General features: G+C 72.1%; 17 protein-coding genes. All 17 read left to right on the top strand.

Going from position 1 to position 17,624, the window contains the following annotated elements; all coding sequences use genetic code 11:
* Positions 1-64 precede the first annotated feature (64 nt).
* The 17 genes from BKA10_RS05035 (at position 65) to BKA10_RS05115 (ending at position 17,617) form a co-directional block, all read left to right on the top strand.
* On the top strand, positions 65-889 hold the full coding sequence (locus BKA10_RS05035; protein WP_183498882.1) for an ABC transporter ATP-binding protein: 825 nt from the start codon (positions 65-67) through the stop codon (positions 887-889).
* 28 nt (positions 890-917) lie between these two features.
* Complete coding sequence (locus BKA10_RS05040) at positions 918-1,958, top strand: aliphatic sulfonate ABC transporter substrate-binding protein (RefSeq protein WP_183498883.1); 1,041 nt, start codon at positions 918-920, stop codon at positions 1,956-1,958.
* The gene (locus BKA10_RS05045) at positions 1,955-2,809 is read left to right on the top strand and encodes an ABC transporter permease subunit (RefSeq protein ID WP_183498884.1); all 855 of its coding nucleotides are present in this window, start codon (positions 1,955-1,957) and stop codon (positions 2,807-2,809) included. Before BKA10_RS05040 ends, BKA10_RS05045 begins: the two co-directional genes overlap by 4 nt.
* Position 2,810: 1 nt before the next feature.
* Complete coding sequence (gene acs, locus BKA10_RS05050; RefSeq protein ID WP_183498885.1) at positions 2,811-4,829, top strand: acetate--CoA ligase; 2,019 nt, start codon at positions 2,811-2,813, stop codon at positions 4,827-4,829.
* Between the two features lie 25 nt (positions 4,830-4,854).
* The gene (locus BKA10_RS05055; protein ID WP_183498886.1) at positions 4,855-6,192 is read left to right on the top strand and encodes an O-acetylhomoserine aminocarboxypropyltransferase/cysteine synthase family protein; all 1,338 of its coding nucleotides are present in this window, start codon (positions 4,855-4,857) and stop codon (positions 6,190-6,192) included.
* Positions 6,189-6,773: a CoA-binding protein gene (locus BKA10_RS05060; protein WP_183498887.1), complete on the top strand. Its 585-nt coding sequence runs from the start codon at positions 6,189-6,191 to the stop codon at positions 6,771-6,773. The genes BKA10_RS05055 and BKA10_RS05060 overlap by 4 nt, the downstream gene beginning before the upstream one ends.
* Positions 6,774-6,858: 85 nt before the next feature.
* Positions 6,859-7,113 carry a DNA-directed RNA polymerase subunit omega gene (gene rpoZ, locus BKA10_RS05065; RefSeq protein ID WP_183498888.1) on the top strand — a complete coding sequence of 85 codons (255 nt, stop codon included), beginning with the start codon at positions 6,859-6,861 and terminating at the stop codon, positions 7,111-7,113.
* 144 nt (positions 7,114-7,257) lie between these two features.
* A complete protein-coding gene (gene metK, locus BKA10_RS05070; RefSeq protein ID WP_183498889.1) occupies positions 7,258-8,451 on the top strand; it encodes a methionine adenosyltransferase in 1,194 nt (397 codons plus the stop codon).
* A gap of 11 nt (positions 8,452-8,462) precedes the next feature.
* The gene (locus BKA10_RS05075) at positions 8,463-10,418 is read left to right on the top strand and encodes a primosomal protein N' family DNA-binding protein (RefSeq protein WP_183498890.1); all 1,956 of its coding nucleotides are present in this window, start codon (positions 8,463-8,465) and stop codon (positions 10,416-10,418) included.
* Positions 10,419-10,426: 8 nt separating this feature from the next.
* Positions 10,427-11,365 carry a methionyl-tRNA formyltransferase gene (fmt, locus tag BKA10_RS05080; protein ID WP_183498891.1) on the top strand — a complete coding sequence of 313 codons (939 nt, stop codon included), beginning with the start codon at positions 10,427-10,429 and terminating at the stop codon, positions 11,363-11,365.
* Positions 11,362-12,717: an RsmB/NOP family class I SAM-dependent RNA methyltransferase gene (locus BKA10_RS05085; protein ID WP_183498892.1), complete on the top strand. Its 1,356-nt coding sequence runs from the start codon at positions 11,362-11,364 to the stop codon at positions 12,715-12,717. The genes fmt and BKA10_RS05085 overlap by 4 nt, the downstream gene beginning before the upstream one ends.
* A 36-nt stretch (positions 12,718-12,753) precedes the next feature.
* Entirely contained in the window at positions 12,754-13,419 is a 666-nt protein-coding gene (gene rpe / locus BKA10_RS05090) for a ribulose-phosphate 3-epimerase (RefSeq protein WP_183498893.1), read from the top strand.
* A 48-nt stretch (positions 13,420-13,467) separates the two neighbouring features.
* Complete coding sequence (locus BKA10_RS05095) at positions 13,468-13,731, top strand: phosphoribosyl-ATP diphosphatase (RefSeq protein ID WP_183498894.1); 264 nt, start codon at positions 13,468-13,470, stop codon at positions 13,729-13,731.
* A 46-nt stretch (positions 13,732-13,777) separates the two neighbouring features.
* Positions 13,778-14,620, top strand: a complete 843-nt coding sequence (gene hisG, locus BKA10_RS05100) for an ATP phosphoribosyltransferase (protein WP_183498895.1) — start codon at positions 13,778-13,780, stop codon at positions 14,618-14,620.
* The gene (hisF, locus tag BKA10_RS05105) at positions 14,620-15,381 is read left to right on the top strand and encodes an imidazole glycerol phosphate synthase subunit HisF (RefSeq protein ID WP_183498896.1); all 762 of its coding nucleotides are present in this window, start codon (positions 14,620-14,622) and stop codon (positions 15,379-15,381) included. The genes hisG and hisF overlap by 1 nt, the downstream gene beginning before the upstream one ends.
* Positions 15,378-15,728 (top strand): phosphoribosyl-AMP cyclohydrolase, encoded by a 351-nt coding sequence (gene hisI / locus BKA10_RS05110; protein ID WP_183498897.1) that lies wholly within the window; start codon positions 15,378-15,380, stop codon positions 15,726-15,728. The genes hisF and hisI overlap by 4 nt, the downstream gene beginning before the upstream one ends.
* Positions 15,725-17,617 carry a cell wall-binding repeat-containing protein gene (locus BKA10_RS05115; RefSeq protein WP_183498898.1) on the top strand — a complete coding sequence of 631 codons (1,893 nt, stop codon included), beginning with the start codon at positions 15,725-15,727 and terminating at the stop codon, positions 17,615-17,617. The genes hisI and BKA10_RS05115 overlap by 4 nt, the downstream gene beginning before the upstream one ends.
* Positions 17,618-17,624 lie beyond the last annotated feature (7 nt).

Below are 17,624 nucleotides of genomic sequence, written 5' to 3' on the forward strand. Positions count from 1 at the left end.
ACCCGGCGTTTCGGTTCATTACGGCTGACTTCGTCATCGACGGTCCGCCCGCCACGATGAAGACATGTCCAGCACACTGCTCGCGCCCGCGCGCGCCTCGGCGACGGTGGCCGATGTCGCCGTTCACGCCGACGGTGTCGGGCGCGCGTTCGACTCGCCGACCGGCCGGAACCAGGTGCTGCGTGCCGTCGACCTCACTGTGGCCAAGGGCGAGATCGTCGCGATCGTCGGACCCTCCGGCTGCGGCAAGTCGACGCTGCTGCGCCTCATCGGCGGCCTCGACCGCCCCACCGCGGGCACGATCCAGGTGGGCGGCTCGCAGGTCACCGACACCGATGAGCGCACCGCTGTCGCATTCCAGGAGCCCCGACTGCTGCCCTGGCGCACCCTCGCCCAGAACGTCCAGCTCGGCCTGCGTCGTGGGACGAAGCAGCGTGCCGGCAAGGACCGGATCGCTCAGCTCCTGGAGCTGGTGGGTCTCGACCACGCCGCCGAGCTGCGTCCCCGCGAGGTCTCCGGCGGCATGGCGCAGCGTGCCTCTCTCGCCCGCGCTCTGGCCCGCAACCCCGAGGTGCTGCTGCTCGACGAGCCCTTCGGCGCGCTCGACGCCCTGACCCGCCTGCGCATGCAGGACCTCCTGCTCGATGTCCACGCCGCCCAGCCCACCACGGTGCTGCTGGTCACCCACGATGTCGAAGAGGCGCTCTACCTCGCCGACCGCGTCCTGCTGCTGCGGGCGCTCGATGCCGATGAGCCCGCAGCAGCCTCGATCGCCCGCACCATCGTCGTGCCGGGCGACCGGCCCCGCGACCGCGCCGATGCCGAGCTCGCCCGTCTGCGTGCCGAACTGCTCGAGGGCCTCGGCGTCGATACCCACCACTCGCACTGACACAGCAACCCACCCGAGAGAGCACCTGATGAACCGCACCTTCCGCCGCACCCTCCCCGCCCTCGCCGTCGCCGGCACGCTCACGCTCCTGGCGACCGGCTGCGTCGCCGGCGAGAACGCCGATGCCGCACCCGGCGACGGCGACACCTCGAACGGCGAATGGTCGACGACCACCCTGTCCATCGACTGGGCCACCTACAACCCGCTCAGCATCATCCTCAAGGAGCAGGGCATCATCGAAGAGGCGCTGGGCGACAGCGTCAAGGTCGAGTGGGTGCAGTCGGCCGGCTCCAACAAGGCCAACGAGCTGCTGCGCTCGGGATCGATCGACGTCGGCTCGACCGCCGGCTCGGCGGCGCTGCTCGCCCGCGCCAACGGTTCGCCCATCCAGGTCATCGACATCTACTCCCAGCCCGAGTGGTCGGCCATCGTCGTACCCGAAGGCAGCGAGATCACCTCCGTCGCCGACCTCGCCGGAAAGCCGGTCGCCGCCACCGTCGGCACCGACCCGTACTTCTTCCTGCTGCAGTCACTGGCCACCGCCGGCCTCACGATCGACGACGTCGAACTGCAGAACCTGCAGCACGCCGACGGCTGGAGCGCCCTGGCCGGCGGCTCGGTCGACGCCTGGTCGGGCCTGGACCCGATCATGGCCGCTGCTGAGGTCGACGCGGGCGCGCAGCTGATCTACCGCAACGTCGACTTCAACACCTACGGCTTCCTGAACGCGACCGAGGAGTTCATCACCGAGCACGCCGACGTCGCCCAGGTCGTCGTGGACGCCTACGAGCAGGCGCGCACGTGGGCTCTGGAGAACCTCGACGAGACAGCGGCTCTGCTCGCCGACGCCGCCGAGATCGACCTCGAGGTCGCGACGAAGGTCATCCAGGAGCGTTCGAACCTCGATGTCAGCGGCGTCCCCGGGGCAGACCAGCTCGCCGTGCTCGAGATCATCGCGCCGGTGATCATCGAATCGGGCGATGTCGCCGGCGGTGAGGATGCCGTCAACGAGGCACTCGAGACCATCATCAACCCGACCTTCGCCGAGCAGGCGGTGAGCGGGCAGTGACCCTCGCGGGGCAGGAGTACCTCACCGGGTCGGCGGTACCTTCTGAGGAACAGCCGGCCGGGACCCCTGCCTCGCGGCCGAAGAGCACGTCGTTCTGGGACCGCACATGGGTGCGCATCATCGGCGGCGCGCTCGTGCCGCTGGCAGTGCTGGCGGCCTGGCAGGCCGTCACCACGACGGGGCTGATCCCCACCTACCGGCTGGCCCCGCCCGCCTCGGTCTTCGCCGCCGCGGTCGACCTCATCGAGCGCGGCGAACTGTGGATCCACGTGGCGATCTCGGTGCAGCGCGTCCTGATCGGATTCGCGATCGGCTCGCTCATCGGTCTGACCGTGGCCGCGTTCGTGGGCCTGACGCGAGTCGGCGACGTGCTGCTGAGCCCGATCCTGGCCGCGTTCCGGGCCATCCCGTCGCTCGCGCTGGTGCCGCTGCTGATCCTGTGGATGCAGATCGGCGAAGAGTCGAAGGTCACCCTGATCGCGATCGGCGCCTTCTTCCCGGTGTTCACGACCGTGGCATCCGGGCTGCGGCACGTCGACCCGCAGCTGGTCGAGATGGGGCGCTCGTTCAGCCTCCGCGGCTGGAACCTGTTCCGCACCGTGCAGCTGCCCGCCGTCATCCCGGCGATGGTCTCGGGCCTGCGGCTCGCCCTGGCTCAGGCCTGGCTGTTCCTGGTGGCCGCGGAGCTGCTCGGTGCCTCCATGGGCCTCGGCTTCATCCTGACCGAATCGTCGAACACCGGACGCGTGGACCGGCTCCTGCTGGCCATCGTGCTGCTCGCCGTGCTCGGCACCATCTCGGACGCGATCGTGAGCCTGGTGCACCGGCGTCTGCTGAAGAAGTGGTCCTGACATGACGACAACCCTGGCCGCCGCTGAACTCCGGCTGGTCGAGACCCGCGTGTACCCGCCGACGGCGGCGTTCACGGCGCAGGCGAACGTCACCGCGGACGTCTACGAACGGGCCGCTGCCGACCCGGCCGCGTTCTGGGAGGATGCCGCCCGCCGGCTCGAGTGGGCCGAACCCTGGCACACCGCCCACGAATGGGAGCCGCCGCTGCCCGGCGCCGACGGCGAGCTGTCCGTCCCCGCCGCGCGCTGGTTCGTCGGCGGCACGCTCAACGTCTCCTACAACTGCGTCGACCGTCACGTCGTGGCCGGCCGCGGCGACAAGGTCGCGCTGCACTTCGAGGGGGAGCGGGGCGACCGTGTCGCCATCACCTATGCGGACCTCCAGCGCCGTGTCTCACAGGCCGCGAACGGCCTGCTGGCCCTCGGCATCGAGCCGGGTGACCGCGTCGTCGTGTATCTGCCGGTGCTCATCGAGACCGTCGTCATCGCGCTCGCGTGCGCCCGCATCGGCGCCGTGCACTCGCTCGTGTTCGGCGGGTTCTCGGCCGAAGCGCTGCGGTTCCGGGTGGCCGACACCCGCGCGAAGCTGCTCGTGACCACCGACGGCCAGTTCCGCCGGGGCCAGGCCGTGGAGGTCAAGACCGCCGCCGACCAGGCGGTCGAAGGCCTCGACCACCTCGAGCACGTCCTCGTGGTGCGTCGCACCGGCGACGACGTCGCCTGGACGCCGGGCCGGGACGTGTGGTGGCATGACGTCGTCGACACGGCATCCATCCACCACACCGCCGAAGCCTTCGACTCCGAGCACCCGCTGTTCATCATCTACACCTCGGGAACCACCGGCAGACCCAAAGGCCTCGTGCACACCTCTGGCGGATACCTGACCCACGCCAGCTGGGCGCACTGGGCGCACTTCGACGCGAAGCCCGACGATGTGCACTGGTGCACCGCCGACCTCGCCTGGGTCACGGCGCACACGTACGAGATCTACGGTCCGCTGTCGAACGGCCTCACGCAGGTCATCTACGAGGGCACGCCCGACACCCCGCATCGTGAGCGCCATCTCGAGATCATCGAACGCTACGGCGTCACCGTCTACTACACCGCACCGACCCTCATCCGGTCGTTCATGGCGTGGTTCGGCACCGACCTCCCCGCCGGTCACGACGTGTCGTCGATCCGGCTGCTGGGCACCGTCGGCGAAGCCATCAACCCCGAGGCGTGGGTGTGGTTCCGCCGCGCCTTCGGCCGCGACGCGGTGCCCGTGGTGGACACGTGGTGGCAGTCCGAGACCGGTGCGGCCATGATCGCGCCCCTGCCCGGCGTCACGACCCTCAAGCCCGGTTCGGCCACCGTACCGCTGCCCGGCATCGACGTCGCCGTGGTGGACACCGACGGAGAACCCGTGGAACCGGGCCGCTCCGGGACCCTCGTGGTCCGCCGCCCCTGGCCCGGCATGGCCCGCACCGTGTGGGGCGATCCCGAGCGCTACCGCGACTCGTACTGGTCGCCCTACGCGGGCCACGGCGAGCACGGCGCGTACTACGTCGCCGGCGACGGCGCCACTGTCGATGCCGACGGCTGCATCTGGATCCTCGGTCGCCTCGACGACGTCGTCAACGTCTCGGGGCACCGTCTCTCGACCATCGAGATCGAATCGGCCCTGGTCGCCCACGACAGCGTCGCCGAAGCGGGCGCCACCGGGGTGCCCGATCCGGTCACCGGCCACGCCGTCGCCGCATTCGTGGTGGCGTCCGGCCACGCCGACATCGAGCGCGACGCTCTGCGCGCACAAGTCGCGCGCGAGATCGGTCCGATCGCGAAGCCCGCGCACATCCATCTCGTGCCGGAGCTGCCCAAGACCCGATCGGGCAAGATCCTGCGCCGCCTGCTCTCCCAGCTGTGGGAGGCTGAGCAAGAGCGTCGCGCCGGCCGCGAGCCTGCGCCGCTCGGCGACACCACCTCCCTGCAGAACCCGTGGGCGATCGACGACATCGCCGCGGTCCTGGCCGCCCACTGACCGAACCGCCAAGCCGAAAGCAGACATGACGGAAGAACACCGCTTCGGGTTCCGCACCCGCGCCCTGCATGCCGGGGGAACACCCGACGCCGCCACCGGCGCGCGTGCCGTGCCGATCTACCAGACCTCGTCGTTCGTCTTCGACGATGCGAAGGATGCCGCGAACCTGTTCGCGCTGCAGAAGTACGGCAACATCTACTCGCGCATCGGCAACCCGACCGTCGCCGCGCTCGAGGAGCGCCTCGCCTCGCTCGAGGGCGGCATCGGTGCGGTCGCCACCGCCTCCGGCATGAGCGCCGAGTTCATCACCTTCGCCGCCCTCGTGGGCGCGGGCGACCACATCGTGGCATCCGCGCAGCTGTACGGCGGCACCGTGACGCAGCTGGACGTCACCCTCCGCCGCTTCGGCGTGGAGACGACGTTCGTCGCCTCCAGCGATCCGGCCGACTTCGCCGCCGCCATCCGTCCCGAGACCAAGGCGCTGTACGTCGAGGGGATCGGCAACCCGTCCGGCGAGATCGCCGACATCGAAGGGCTCGCGGAGGTCGCGCACGCGGCATCCATCCCGCTCATCGTCGACTCGACCCTCTCCACGCCGTACCTGTCGCGCCCCCTCGACCACGGGGCCGACATCGTCATCCACTCGGTCACCAAGTTCCTCGGCGGCCACGGCACCACCCTCGGCGGCGTCGTGATCGAGAAGGGCACGTTCGACTGGGGAAACGGCACCTTCCCGACGATGACCGAGCCGGTCGCCAGCTACGGCGGCATCCGCTGGTGGGACAACTTCGGCGAATACGGCTTCCTCACCAAGCTCCGCACCGAGCAGCTGCGCGACATCGGCCCGGCGCTGAGCCCGCAGTCGGCCTTCCTGCTGCTGCAGGGCGTCGAGACGCTGCCGCAGCGCATCGACGCGCACCTGGCCAACGCGAAGATCGTGGCCGAGTGGCTTCACTCCGACCCCCGCGTCTCGTTCGTGAGCTGGGCGGGACTGCCCGACCACCCGCACCACGACCGCGCCCTGAAGTACTTCCCGCTGGGTCCCGGCTCGGTCTTCGCCTTCGGCGTGAAGCCGACCGGCGACTTCGTCTCGGACGACGAGCGGCTCCGCGCGGCCCGGCGTACGGGGGAGCAGGTCATCGAGTCCCTTCAGCTCGCCTCGCACCTCGCGAACATCGGCGACGCCCGCACGCTCGTGATCCACCCGGCGTCCACCACCCATCAGCAGCTCGCCCCCGAGCAGCTCGCCGCAGCCGGTGTCCCCGCCGACCTCATCCGCATCTCGGTCGGGCTCGAAGACCCCGAGGACATCCTCTGGGACCTCGACCAGGCCATCACCCAGGCGACGGGAGTCCAGCGATGACCGACATCACCACCGGCGCATCGTGCGAGATCCCCGCGCCCGTGGCGGACGGTGCCGCGTGCGCACTGCCGGGCGCCCCCGCATCGGCTCATCCGGAGCGCACGTGGGTGGGCCCCGGCGCACAGGATCGCCTCTCGCTGCTGCGCGCCGCGCACTCGATCGCGATCGTCGGCGCCTCGGACAACCCGGCTCGGGCGAGCTACTTCGTGGCGACGTATCTGCTCAGCAGCTCGAACTACGACGTGTACTTCGTCAACCCGCGGGCGACCGAGATCCTCGGCCGTCCGGCGTACGCGTCACTGGCGGACCTGCCCGTCGTGCCCGACATCGTCGACGTGTTCCGCAAGCACGACGACCTGCCGCGGGTCGCGCGGGAGGCGATCGAGGTCGGCGCCAAGACGCTGTGGCTGCAACTGGGCTCGTGGAACGAAGAGGCCGCGACGATCGCCGAGGATGCCGGGTTGTCGGTCGTCATGGACCGGTGCATCAAGATCGAGCACGCCCGCTTCCACGGCGGACTGCGGCTGGCTGGCTTCGACACCGGAGTCATCAGCTCGAAGCGGCAGCTTCTCAGTCGCTGAGCACGACGTCCGGTAGACTGGTCGGATGCCGCGGTATCACCGCGCTGCGAGCTTTCCCACCGCCATCCGATCCAGGAGGTCCCCTATGGCCAATCGCGACAAGGGCATCATCGACCCGCCCATCGACGCACTGCTCGAGAAGGTCGACTCGAAGTACCAGCTCGTGATCTACGCATCGAAGCGTGCGCGTCAGATCAACGACTACTACTCCGACCTGCACGAGGGCAACCTGTTCGACAACGTCGGCCCGCTCGTGGACTCGAACGTCGAGGACAAGCCGCTGACGATCGCGCTGCACGAGATCCACGAGGACAAGCTGCGCCTGCGCCCCGTCGAGTGAGACCATGACGTCGTATGGCGTCGACATGCCCGCGCGTCCCCGTCTGTCGGGGGCCGCGGGCATGATGGTTCATACCCCCGTCCGTCCTGTCCGTGCCCGCCGCGCCCGCTTCCCGGGCCCGCCGGCACCTCGTCTGGAGCCACGATGACCGAGCTGCGCCTGTTCACCTCCGAATCCGTCACCGAGGGGCACCCCGACAAGATCTGCGATCAGATCTCCGACAGCATCCTCGACGCGCTGCTCGCGGCCGACCCGGGCAGCCGCGTCGCCGTGGAGACGCTCGTGACCACCGGACTCGTGCACGTCGCGGGCGAGGTCCGCACCGACGGGTACGTCGACATCCCCGGCATCGTGCGCCGTGTCGTCAACCACATCGGGTACACCTCGAGCGAGACCGGCTTCGACGGCGACTCGTGCGGAGTGACCGTGTCGATCGGCGAGCAGTCCAGCGACATCGCCCAGGGCGTCGACACGGCCCTCGAGCATCGCGAGGGCGGCTCGGTCGACCCGGTCGACGCACTCGGCGCCGGCGACCAGGGCATCATGTTCGGCTACGCGACGACCGAGACGCCGCAGCTCATGCCGATGGCGATCTGGACGGCCCACCGCCTCGCCGAGCGCCTCACCGAGGCGCGCCGCAGCGGTGCGCTCGGGTTCCTGCGCCCCGACGGCAAGACCCAGGTCACGCTCGGCTACGACGGGGCCGTGCCCCGTACGGTCGACACCGTCGTGCTGTCGACGCAGCACAACCCCGACATCTCCGTCCCGGCCCTGCGCGCCGCCGTGCAGGCCGAGGTCATCGACCCCGTGCTCGCGCAGACCGGCCTGGACGTGTCGAACGTGAACTACGTCATCAACCCGGCCGGCCCCTTCGTCACCGGCGGGCCCAAGGGCGACGCCGGGCTCACCGGCCGCAAGATCATCATCGACACGTACGGCGGCGCGGCGCGGCACGGCGGGGGAGCGTTCAGCGGGAAGGACCCGTCGAAGGTCGACCGCTCGGCCGCCTACGCCATGCGCTGGGTCGCCAAAAACGCCGTCGCGGCGGGGCTCGCCGACCGGCTCGAGGTGCAGGTCGCGTACGCGATCGGCCGCGCGGCGCCGGTGGGCCTGTACGTCGAGAGCTTCGGCACCGGGCATGTCTCCGACGAGCAGATCACCGCCGCGATCCGCGACGTGTTCGACCTGCGCCCGCAGGCGATCATCCGCGACCTCGACCTGATCCGGCCCATCTACGCCGCCACCGCCGCCTACGGGCACTTCGGCCGCGAGCTGCCCGGGTTCACGTGGGAGCGCACCGACCGCGTCGAGGAGCTCCGCACGGCCGCCGGCCTCTGACCGGACGTGCTGTGACGACCGTCGCCCGCGTCCTCATCGACTCGCCGCTGCCGCAGCTGGATCGCCTGTTCGACTACGCGATCCCGGCCGGGCTGGCCGGCGAGGCGCACCCGGGCGTGCGCGTCAAGGTGCCGCTGCGCAGTGCCGGGCGCGTCGTCGAGGGCTGGCTGGTCGAGCGGGGCGAGATCGAGGCGCCGGAGCGGCCGCTGTCCGAGCTGGATGCCGTGGTCTCGACCGTCGCGGCGCTGACACCCGAGCTGTACGCCCTGGCCCGGAAGGCCGCCGACCGGGCCGCAGGATCGGCCGGTGACGTCCTGCGCCTGGCGATCCCCAAGCGCATGGTGCGCGCCGAGAAGGCGTGGCTGGCCGCGCCCGAGCCGCCTGCGCCCGTGGTCGATGCGCAGTCCGCGGCGTGGGCCGACGGTATCCTGAACGTCTATCCGGGGCTCGCCGAGGCGATCGCCGCGGGGGAGCGGCTGGCGATCGACGCCCTGCCCCGGCCCGCCGTGGAACGGGTGGTGGGTGCGTGGGCCGAGCTGCTCGCCGCCCTCGCGGTCTCGATGCTGGCATCCGGACGCAGCACCCTGCTGGTCGTCCCCGACCAGCGCGACGAGGATCAGGTCCTCGCGGCGCTGGAGGGGCGCGCGCCGGCGGACACCGTGCTGCGCGACGACGCCCGGCGCTCCGGGCCCGAGCGCTACGGCGGGTACCTGCGGCTGCTGAACCCCGCGCCGGCGATCGTCGTGGGCAACCGCTCGACGGTATACGCGCCTGCCCGAGACGTCGGAGCGGTCGTGGTGTGGGACGACGGCGACCCGCTGCTGGCCGAGCCGCTGAGCCCCGGCATCCATGCCCGCGATGCGGCCCTGATCCGCCAGGAGCTCGAGGGCAGCGCGCTCATCTTCGCCGGGCACACCCGCACCACCGACGTGGAACGACTCGTCCAGCTCGGCTGGGTGCGCGAGGTGCCCGCCGCGCGCCGCGCGAGCCCCCGCGTCATCCTCTCGGCCACGCGGGAGGGTGAATCCCGCGGGCAGCGGGTGCCGTCTGCCGCGTTCGCCGCCGCCCGTGAGGCCCTGGCCGAAGGACCGGTCCTCGTCCAGGTGGCGCGTCCGGGGTATGCGCCCGTGCTCGTGTGCGCGGACTGCCGCACGCCGGCCCGATGCACGCACTGCGGCGGCCCGCTGCGGGCCCGCCGCGCCGGTGCCGTGCCGGACTGCACATGGTGCGGGCGCTCGGCGCCGAGCTGGTCGTGCGAGAACTGCCGGTCCACGCGGCTGCGCATGGCGTCGTCGGGCAGCGAGCGCACCGCGGACGAGCTCGGGCGCGCCTTCCCGAACACACGGGTGATCATCGCCGACGGCGATCACCCCGTCGAGCGCGTCGACGCCAAGCCGGCCCTGGTGATCGCCACCCGCGGCGCCGAGCCCGCCGCCGTCGGCGGGTACCGCGCGGTGATCCTGCTCGACGCCGACCGCATGCTGATGGCCGAGCAGCTGCGCGTGGGCGAGTCGTGCCTGCGCTGGTGGTCGAACGCCGCCGCCCTTGCCGCCCCCGGCGCGCCGGTCCACCTCGTGGGCGTCTCGGGGCCGGTGGCCCGCGCCCTCGCGACGTGGACGCATGACGCGTACGCGCGCGCCGAGCTGGCCGATCGGAGCCCCCTGCTCATGCCGCCGGTCGTGCGGGTCGCCGCGGTCACCGGCCCGGCATCCGTCGTCGACGCCACACTCGCCCAGCTGCGCGAGGATGTGCCCGGGCTGCCGGCGGCGGCGGTCCTGGGACCTGTGCCGGTCGAAGACGGGGTGAGAGCACTCGTGCGGTTCGAGTACGGGCAGGGGAGACGGGTCGCCGACACCCTGCGCGCGGCGGTCGTCGCCGAGGCGATCCGCGGTCGTCGCCGGCCGAAGACCGGCGCACCCCGCACTACACTCAGGGTGCGGCTCGACGTGCCCGAGCTCGATCTGTGAGGAGTCCCATGCGCATCGTCTTCGCCGGGACCCCCGCCCCGGCCGTTCCCTCGCTGCGGGCCCTGGCCGCCTCGTCGCACGAACTCGTCGGCGCGGTCACCCGCCGCGACGCGCCGCTCGGACGCAAGCGCGTGCTGACCCCTTCGCCGGTGGCCGCCGTCGCCGAAGAGCTCGGCCTGCAGACGGTGAAGGCCGATCGCCTCGACGCCGACGCGACCGCCGCGATCGACGCGCTGCGACCCGACCTCGGCGTCATCGTCGCCTACGGCGGGCTCGTGCGCGAGCCGCTGCTGTCGCTCCCGCAGCACGGCTGGATCAACCTGCACTTCTCGCTGCTGCCGGCCTGGCGCGGGGCCGCCCCCGTGCAGCACGCGCTCATCGCCGGTGACCGGGTGACCGGCGCGAGCGTCTTCCAGCTGGTGCCGGCGCTGGACGCCGGGGACGTGTTCGGCGAAGTCCGCTACGACGTGCCGCGGGGCGCCACGGCAGGAGACGTGCTGACCGATCTCGCGGATGCCGGTGCCGCCCTGCTCGTGGATGTCGTCGACGCCATCGCCGCCGGGAGCGCCGTCGCCGCTCCGCAGGCGGGGGAGCCGACCCTGGCCCCGAAGCTGTCCATCGCCGACGGGCTGCTCGACTTCACGGCATCCGCCGACGCCGTCCTCGACCGCTTCCGCGGCACGACACCCGAACCCGGCGCCCACACGTCCATCGGCGGGCAGCGGCTGAAGGTCCTCGCCGCGCACCGCGGACCCGACCTCGCACTCGCCGCCGGCGAACTCACCCTGAGCGGCCGCGACGTGGTCGTGGGAACTGCGGACGGCACCGTGCTGCTGACGACCGTGCAGCCGGCCGGCAAGGGGCCGATGGCCGCCGCCGACTGGTGGCGCGGCCTGCGCACCGACGACGTGCGGGTCGACGCCATGACCTCCCAGGGCATGGCATGAACCCCGCCCGCCTGGTCGCCTTCGACGTGATCCGTGCCGTCCACGAATCGGGCGCCTACGCGAACCTCCAGCTGCCGCGCGAGCTGCGGGCGGCGGGACTCACCAGCGCCGACGCGGGGCTGGCCACCGAGCTCACCTACGGCACCCTGCGCCGCCAGGGCACCTACGACGCGATCATCGAGGATGCCGCCGGGCGCTCGATAGACGACATCGACCCGCCGGTGCGCGATGCGCTGCGCCTGGGCGCCCACCAGCTGCTGGCGACCCGCGTGGCGCCGCACGCCGCCGTGCACGAGACCGTCGAACTCGTCCGCAGCGCCGCCGGCAAGCGCGCGACCGGGTTCGCGAACGCGGTCCTGCGACGCATCAGCGAGCGGTCCGCCGACGAGTGGCTCGAGCGCGTCGAGTCGGCCGCCCGCTCCGACGACGAGCGGCTGGGCCTGCGCTACGCACACCCGGTGTGGGTCATCCGCGCCGTGCGCCGTGCGCTGGCCGCCGAAGGCCGCCCCGAGGAGCTCGAAGCGCTCCTCGCGGCCGACAACGCCTCGCCGTCGGTGACCCTCGCGGCGCTGCCGGGGCTCGCGGAGGCACCCGCCGATGCGGAGCGCACGCCCTACTCGCCGATCGGCTTCCGGCTGGCCGGCGGCGACCCCGAGCAGGTCATCACGGCCGCAGGCGGGCGCATCCGCGTGCAGGACGAGGGCTCGCAGCTGGCCGCACTGGCGCTCACCCGCGCGCGGCCGGTGGCCGGCGGCGAGCGCTGGCTCGACCTGTGCGCCGGACCGGGCGGAAAGACGGCGGTGCTGGCGGCCGAGGCGCTCGCGCACGGTGCGATCCTCGAGGCGAACGAGGTGTCCCCGGTGCGCGCCGGGCTCGTCCGGACCTCGGTGAAGGGCGTCCCGCTCGAGGTGCCGGTGTCCGAGGAGGACGGCCGCGTCCGCGCCGGTGCGCACACCTACGACCGCATCCTGGTGGATGCGCCGTGCACCGGTCTGGGCGCTCTGCGACGCCGTCCCGAAGCGCGCTGGCGCAAGAGCCCGGCCGACCTGCCCGACCTGACCGAGCTGCAGGGGGAGCTGCTCACAGCGGCGTTCGAGGCGCTCGCGCCCGGCGGCATCGTGGCGTACGTGACGTGCTCGCCGCACCTGGCCGAGACGGCCGGGATCGTGAGCGAGATGCGGCGCCGCTTCGGCGACGAGGTGACCGAGCTGGACGCGCGTGCGGTCCTGGCATCCATCGCCGGGTCGCCGCTCGACCTGCCCGCGCCCGCCGACGGCTCGGGCCGCGCCCAGCTGTGGCCGCACCGTCACGGCACCGACGCGATGTCCATCTCCCTGCTGCAGCGCCGCTGAGCGGACGGCACTCGCCCCGTCGATAGGGTGGATGCCGTGGCCGACACCCCCCGCATCAACCCCAGCATCCTCGCCGCCGACTTCGTCAACATGCAGGCCGAGCTGGCGCGCATCGCGACCGCCGACTTCGTGCACGTGGATGTGATGGACAACCATTTCGTGCCCAACCTGACCTTCGGCCCGCAGATGGTCGAGCGCATCCAGGCGACGAGCCCCGTGCCGCTGGATGTGCACCTCATGATCGACGACCCCGACCGGTGGGCGCCCGGCTACGCCGAGATCGGCGCCGCGTCGGTGACGTTCCACCTCGAGGCGGCGACAGAGCCGGTCGCGCTCGCACGCCGGCTGCGGGCGATCGGCGCCCGGGCGGGCGTCGCGGTCAAGCCGGGCACCGACGTCGAGAGCCTGTTCGAGGTGCTCGACGAGTTCGACCAGATCCTCGTGATGACCGTCGAGCCGGGTTTCGGCGGCCAGGGGTTCATGGCCGACATGATGCCCAAGCTCGCCCGGCTGTCGGCCGAGACCCGGCGGCGCGGATCGCAGGTGTGGCTGCAGGTCGACGGCGGCATCAGCGGGTCGACGATCGCCCAGGCCGCGGAGGCCGGCGCCGACACGTTCGTCGCGGGCTCGGCCGTATTCGGCGCGGAGGACCCCGCGCAGGCCATCAACGCGCTGCGCTCTCAGGCCGCACACCACCACTGAGCACGGGTTCCGGCATCCACCCCCGCATCGGACCGGTAGCCTGTCAGGGTGAAGACGTTCGACGGGCTGTTCGCTGAGCTCACCGCCATCGCCGCTGCGCGCCCGGAAGGTTCCGGCACCGTCGCGCAGCTCGACCGCGGCGTGCACGCGATCGGCAAGAAGATCGTCGAGGAGGCCGCCGAGGTCTGGATGGCGGCCGAGTACCAGTCCGACGCGGAGACCTCTGAGGAGATCTCGCAGCTCCTGTACCACCTGCAGGTGCTGATGGTCGCGAAGGGACTCACCCTCGAGGACGTCTACCGACATCTCTGAGCGCACCCCCGACCTCTTCCCCCCGAGACTCCGAAAGCCCCGCAACATGCTGCGAATCGCTGTGCCGAACAAGGGATCGCTCGCCGAGACCGCCGCCGAGATGCTGGCCGAGGCCGGCTACACCGGCCGCCGCGACCCGAAAGACCTGCACGTCATCGACCCCGTCAACGAGGTCGAGTTCTTCTACCTGCGCCCCAAGGACATCGCGACCTACGTGGGCTCGGGCGCCCTCGATGTCGGCATCACCGGCCGTGACCTCCTGCTCGACGCGCGGATGCCGCGCGCGCTCGAGATCGAGAAGCTCGGCTTCGGGGCGTCGACGTTCCGGTTCGCGGGCCCGCCCGGACGGTTCGCCGACCTGGCTGATCTCGACGGCGTCCGGGTCGCGACCGCGTACCCGGGACTGGTGGACGCCTACCTCGACGAACACGGCGTCGCCGTCGACCTCGTGCCGCTGGACGGCGCGGTCGAATCCGCCGTCGAGCTGGGGGTGGCCGATGCCGTCGCCGACGTCGTCTCGACCGGCACCACACTGCGCCAGGCGGGCCTGGAGATCTTCGGTCCCGTGCTGCTCGAGTCTGAGGCCGTGCTGATCGGCGCCCCCATCGAGGCGGAGGGCACCGACGTCCTGCTGCGGCGCCTGCGCGGCGTGATGGTCGCGCGCCGGTACGTGCTGGTCGACTACGACCTGCCGGCGAACCTGGTCGACGAGGCCATCAAGATCGCTTCCGGCATCGAGTCGCCCACCATCTCGCCGCTGCGCGACCCCGAATGGGTGGCGGTACGGGTCATGATCCCGCGCAAGACCGTCAACCAGGTCATGGACGCCCTGTACGCGATCGGCGCCCGCGCGATCCTGGTGACCGCGATCCACAACGCGAGGCTCTGATGTCGCTGGCCTGCCGCGTCATCCCGTGTCTCGACGTCAAGGACGGCAAGGTCGTCAAGGGCGTCAACTTCGAGAACCTGCGCGAGATGGGCGACCCGGTCGAACTCGCCCGCCGCTACTTCGACCAGGGCGCCGACGAGCTGACCTTCCTCGACGTGACCGCGACCGTCGACGACCGCTCGACCACCTACGACATGGTGCGCCGCACCGCCGAAGAGGTCTTCATCCCGCTGACCGTGGGCGGGGGAGTGCGCTCGGCCGACGACGTCGCGCGGCTGCTGTCGGTGGGCGCCGACAAGGTCGGGGTCAACTCGGCGGCGATCGCCCGCCCAGAGCTGGTCGACGAGATCGCCGACCGCTTCGGGGCGCAGGTGCTCGTCCTCTCGCTCGACGTCAAGCGGGCGCCGGGCACTCCGTCGGGCTTCGCCGTCACCACGCACGGCGGCCGCACGCTGACCGCGCTCGACGCCCTCGCCTGGGCGCGTGAGGCCATCGAGCGTGGCGCCGGCGAGCTGCTGGTCAACTCGATCGACGCCGACGGGACCAAGGACGGCTTCGACCTCGAACTGGTCGGCCTCATGCGCGAGGTCTCGAGCGTCCCGGTGATCGCCTCCGGCGGTGCCGGTGCGGCCGAGCACTTCGCCCCGGCCGTGCGCGCGGGTGCCGACGCCGTGCTCGCGGCATCCGTCTTCCACTCCGGTCAGCTCACCATCGGCGACGTCAAGCAGTCGCTCTCCGACGACGGAATCGAGGTGCGATGACCACCGACGTGAGTGCCGACCGCGTACGGTTCGACGATGCCGGCCTCGTGCCCGCCATCATCCAGCAGCACGACACCGGCGAGGTGCTGATGCTCGGGTGGATGGATGCCGAGGCGCTGCGCCGCACGCTCACCGAGGGCCGCGTGACGTTCTGGTCGCGGTCGCGGCAGGAGTACTGGCGCAAGGGCGACACCTCGGGCCACGCCCAGTACGTCAAGGGCGCCCGCCTGGACTGCGACGGCGACACGCTGCTGATCACCGTCGAGCAGGTGGGTGCGGCGTGCCACACCGGCGACCGCACCTGCTTCGACGCCGACGACCTCGACCCCGTCGTGGGAGCACCGTGACGGGACGGTTCCGCCGCGCCCTCAGCGCGCTCGCGATCATCGCGCTCGTCGCCGGGGGAGCAGTCGCGCTCGACATCGCCCCGGCAAGCGCGGCGGCCGGCCAGGTGACGCGGATCGCCGGCGCGGACCGCTACGAGACCTCCGCTGCCATCAGCGCGGCCACGTTCGCGGCCGGTGCGCCCGTCGCCTACATCGCCAGCGGCGCACTGTTCCCCGACGCGCTCAGCGGCTCGGCCGCGGCGGCCGCAGGGGGCGGCCCTGTGCTGCTGACCACGCCGACGGCGCTGCCGAAGGCGATCGGTGACGAACTGCGGCGACTGAAGCCGAAGCGCATCGTCGTGCTCGGCGGCGAGGGCGCGATCTCCGCCACCGTCGCGGAGGACCTGGCGGGCTACACCGGCGGTAGCGTCGAGCGTCGTTCCGGCGCAGACCGCTACGAGACCTCCGCCGCCACCAGCGCGGCGACGTTCGCCGCCGGCGTGCCCGTCGTCTTCCTCGCCAGCGGTGTGGAGTTCCCCGACGCGCTCAGCGGTGCGGCGCTGGCCGCCCGGCTCGGCGGCCCGGTCCTGCTGACCACCCCCGGCGCCGTCCCCGGCTCCATCGAGGCCGAACTGAAGCGCCTGAAACCCACACGGCTCGTCGTGCTCGGCGGCACCGGTGCCGTGTCGAAGGCGGTGGCGGATGCCGCATCGCGCGCGACCGGACGTTCGGCCGAGCGCATCGGCGGCGCCGACCGCTACGCCACCTCGGCCGCGATCGCGCAGGAGTTCCCCACCGGCGCGCCGGTGGCCTACCTCGCCAGCGGCACCGTGTTCGCCGATGCGCTGTCGGGTGCCGCGGCCGCGGCGGGCGCCCCGCTGCTGCTGACGCAGCCCACCGTCCTCTCGCCTGCGACCGGCGTGGCGCTGACGCGGCTGGCGCCCGCGAAGGCGGTGGTGCTCGGCGGCACCGGCGCGGTCGCGCAGGCGGTGTCGACGCTCGTCCAGGACTTCGGCGTGGCACACGCCCGGGCATCGGGGGACCGCGTGACCGCGACGACCGAGCTGAAGGCCGGTTCCTGCCTCGCGTCGAACAACGGCACGGTCGGGCTGTGCGTGACCGCCAACGGGACCATCACCGTCGACCGGAACGGCAGCGTGCTGTGGAGTTCGGGCACGACGGCATCCGACGCCGCCACCCTCCGCATCCGCGCCGACGGCAACCTCGCGCTGTTCGGCACGGGCGGCCAGATCCGCTGGCAGGCCAGCACGACCGGCACAGCGGCCACCCGGCTCGTCGTCGCGAACGACGGCGAAGTCAGCCTGCAGACCGGCAGCGGCGCCATCCGCTGGGCGACGATGACCGGACCCGACGCGCCGACCTGGGGCCTGCCCTTCGCGGCCGGCGAGCGCTGGTCGGCCGGCGCCCCGCACACCTCCCTCGGCACGAACCAGGGCGCCCGCGGCTCCCTCGACTTCGGCCCCTCCCGCACGATCCCCGCATCGAGCAAGAAGGTCTACACGATCGCCGAGGGCACCGTCTATCGCTTCAACTGCGGTGGCGGCAAGGGCTACCTCGGCGTGAACCACACCGGCGGCTGGCAGTCGACGTACTACCACTTGAAGAACGAGCAGACCGCACGGATCGGCAAGAAGGTTCCCGCCGGAACCTACCTGGGCGATGTCGCCCAGGCACTCCCGTGCGGCGGTGGGTCGAGCTTCGAGCACGTCCACGTGACCATCCGTCGCGACGGGCAGCCCGTCTCGGTGGAGGGCATGACCTTCGGCGGATTCACCGTGCGCAGCGCGGGCAAGGACTTCTCCGGCACGTGGCGCGACGCGTCCGGTCGCACGGTACTGACCCCGAGCGGCGGGGCGGCGTGCTGCCTGACCGCGCCCGGTGCGAAATGACAGGGGA

Source organism: Microbacterium invictum, from assembly GCF_014197265.1.
GTDB lineage: Bacteria > Actinomycetota > Actinomycetes > Actinomycetales > Microbacteriaceae > Microbacterium > Microbacterium invictum.

Excerpts from the sequence above, each read along its gene's own strand:
- BKA10_RS05035 (WP_183498882.1), top strand. The coding sequence starts at position 65 with ATGTCCAGCACACTGCTCGCGCCCGCGCGCGCCTCGGCGACGGTGGCC.
- BKA10_RS05040 (WP_183498883.1), top strand. The coding sequence starts at position 918 with ATGAACCGCACCTTCCGCCGCACCCTCCCCGCCCTCGCCGTCGCCGGC.
- acs (WP_183498885.1), top strand. The coding sequence starts at position 2,811 with ATGACGACAACCCTGGCCGCCGCTGAACTCCGGCTGGTCGAGACCCGC.
- BKA10_RS05055 (WP_183498886.1), top strand. The coding sequence starts at position 4,855 with ATGACGGAAGAACACCGCTTCGGGTTCCGCACCCGCGCCCTGCATGCC.
- BKA10_RS05060 (WP_183498887.1), top strand. The coding sequence starts at position 6,189 with ATGACCGACATCACCACCGGCGCATCGTGCGAGATCCCCGCGCCCGTG.
- rpoZ (WP_183498888.1), top strand. The coding sequence starts at position 6,859 with ATGGCCAATCGCGACAAGGGCATCATCGACCCGCCCATCGACGCACTG.
- metK (WP_183498889.1), top strand. The coding sequence starts at position 7,258 with ATGACCGAGCTGCGCCTGTTCACCTCCGAATCCGTCACCGAGGGGCAC.
- fmt (WP_183498891.1), top strand. The coding sequence starts at position 10,427 with ATGCGCATCGTCTTCGCCGGGACCCCCGCCCCGGCCGTTCCCTCGCTG.
- BKA10_RS05085 (WP_183498892.1), top strand. The coding sequence starts at position 11,362 with ATGAACCCCGCCCGCCTGGTCGCCTTCGACGTGATCCGTGCCGTCCAC.
- hisG (WP_183498895.1), top strand. The coding sequence starts at position 13,778 with ATGCTGCGAATCGCTGTGCCGAACAAGGGATCGCTCGCCGAGACCGCC.
- hisF (WP_183498896.1), top strand. The coding sequence starts at position 14,620 with ATGTCGCTGGCCTGCCGCGTCATCCCGTGTCTCGACGTCAAGGACGGC.
- hisI (WP_183498897.1), top strand. The coding sequence starts at position 15,378 with ATGACCACCGACGTGAGTGCCGACCGCGTACGGTTCGACGATGCCGGC.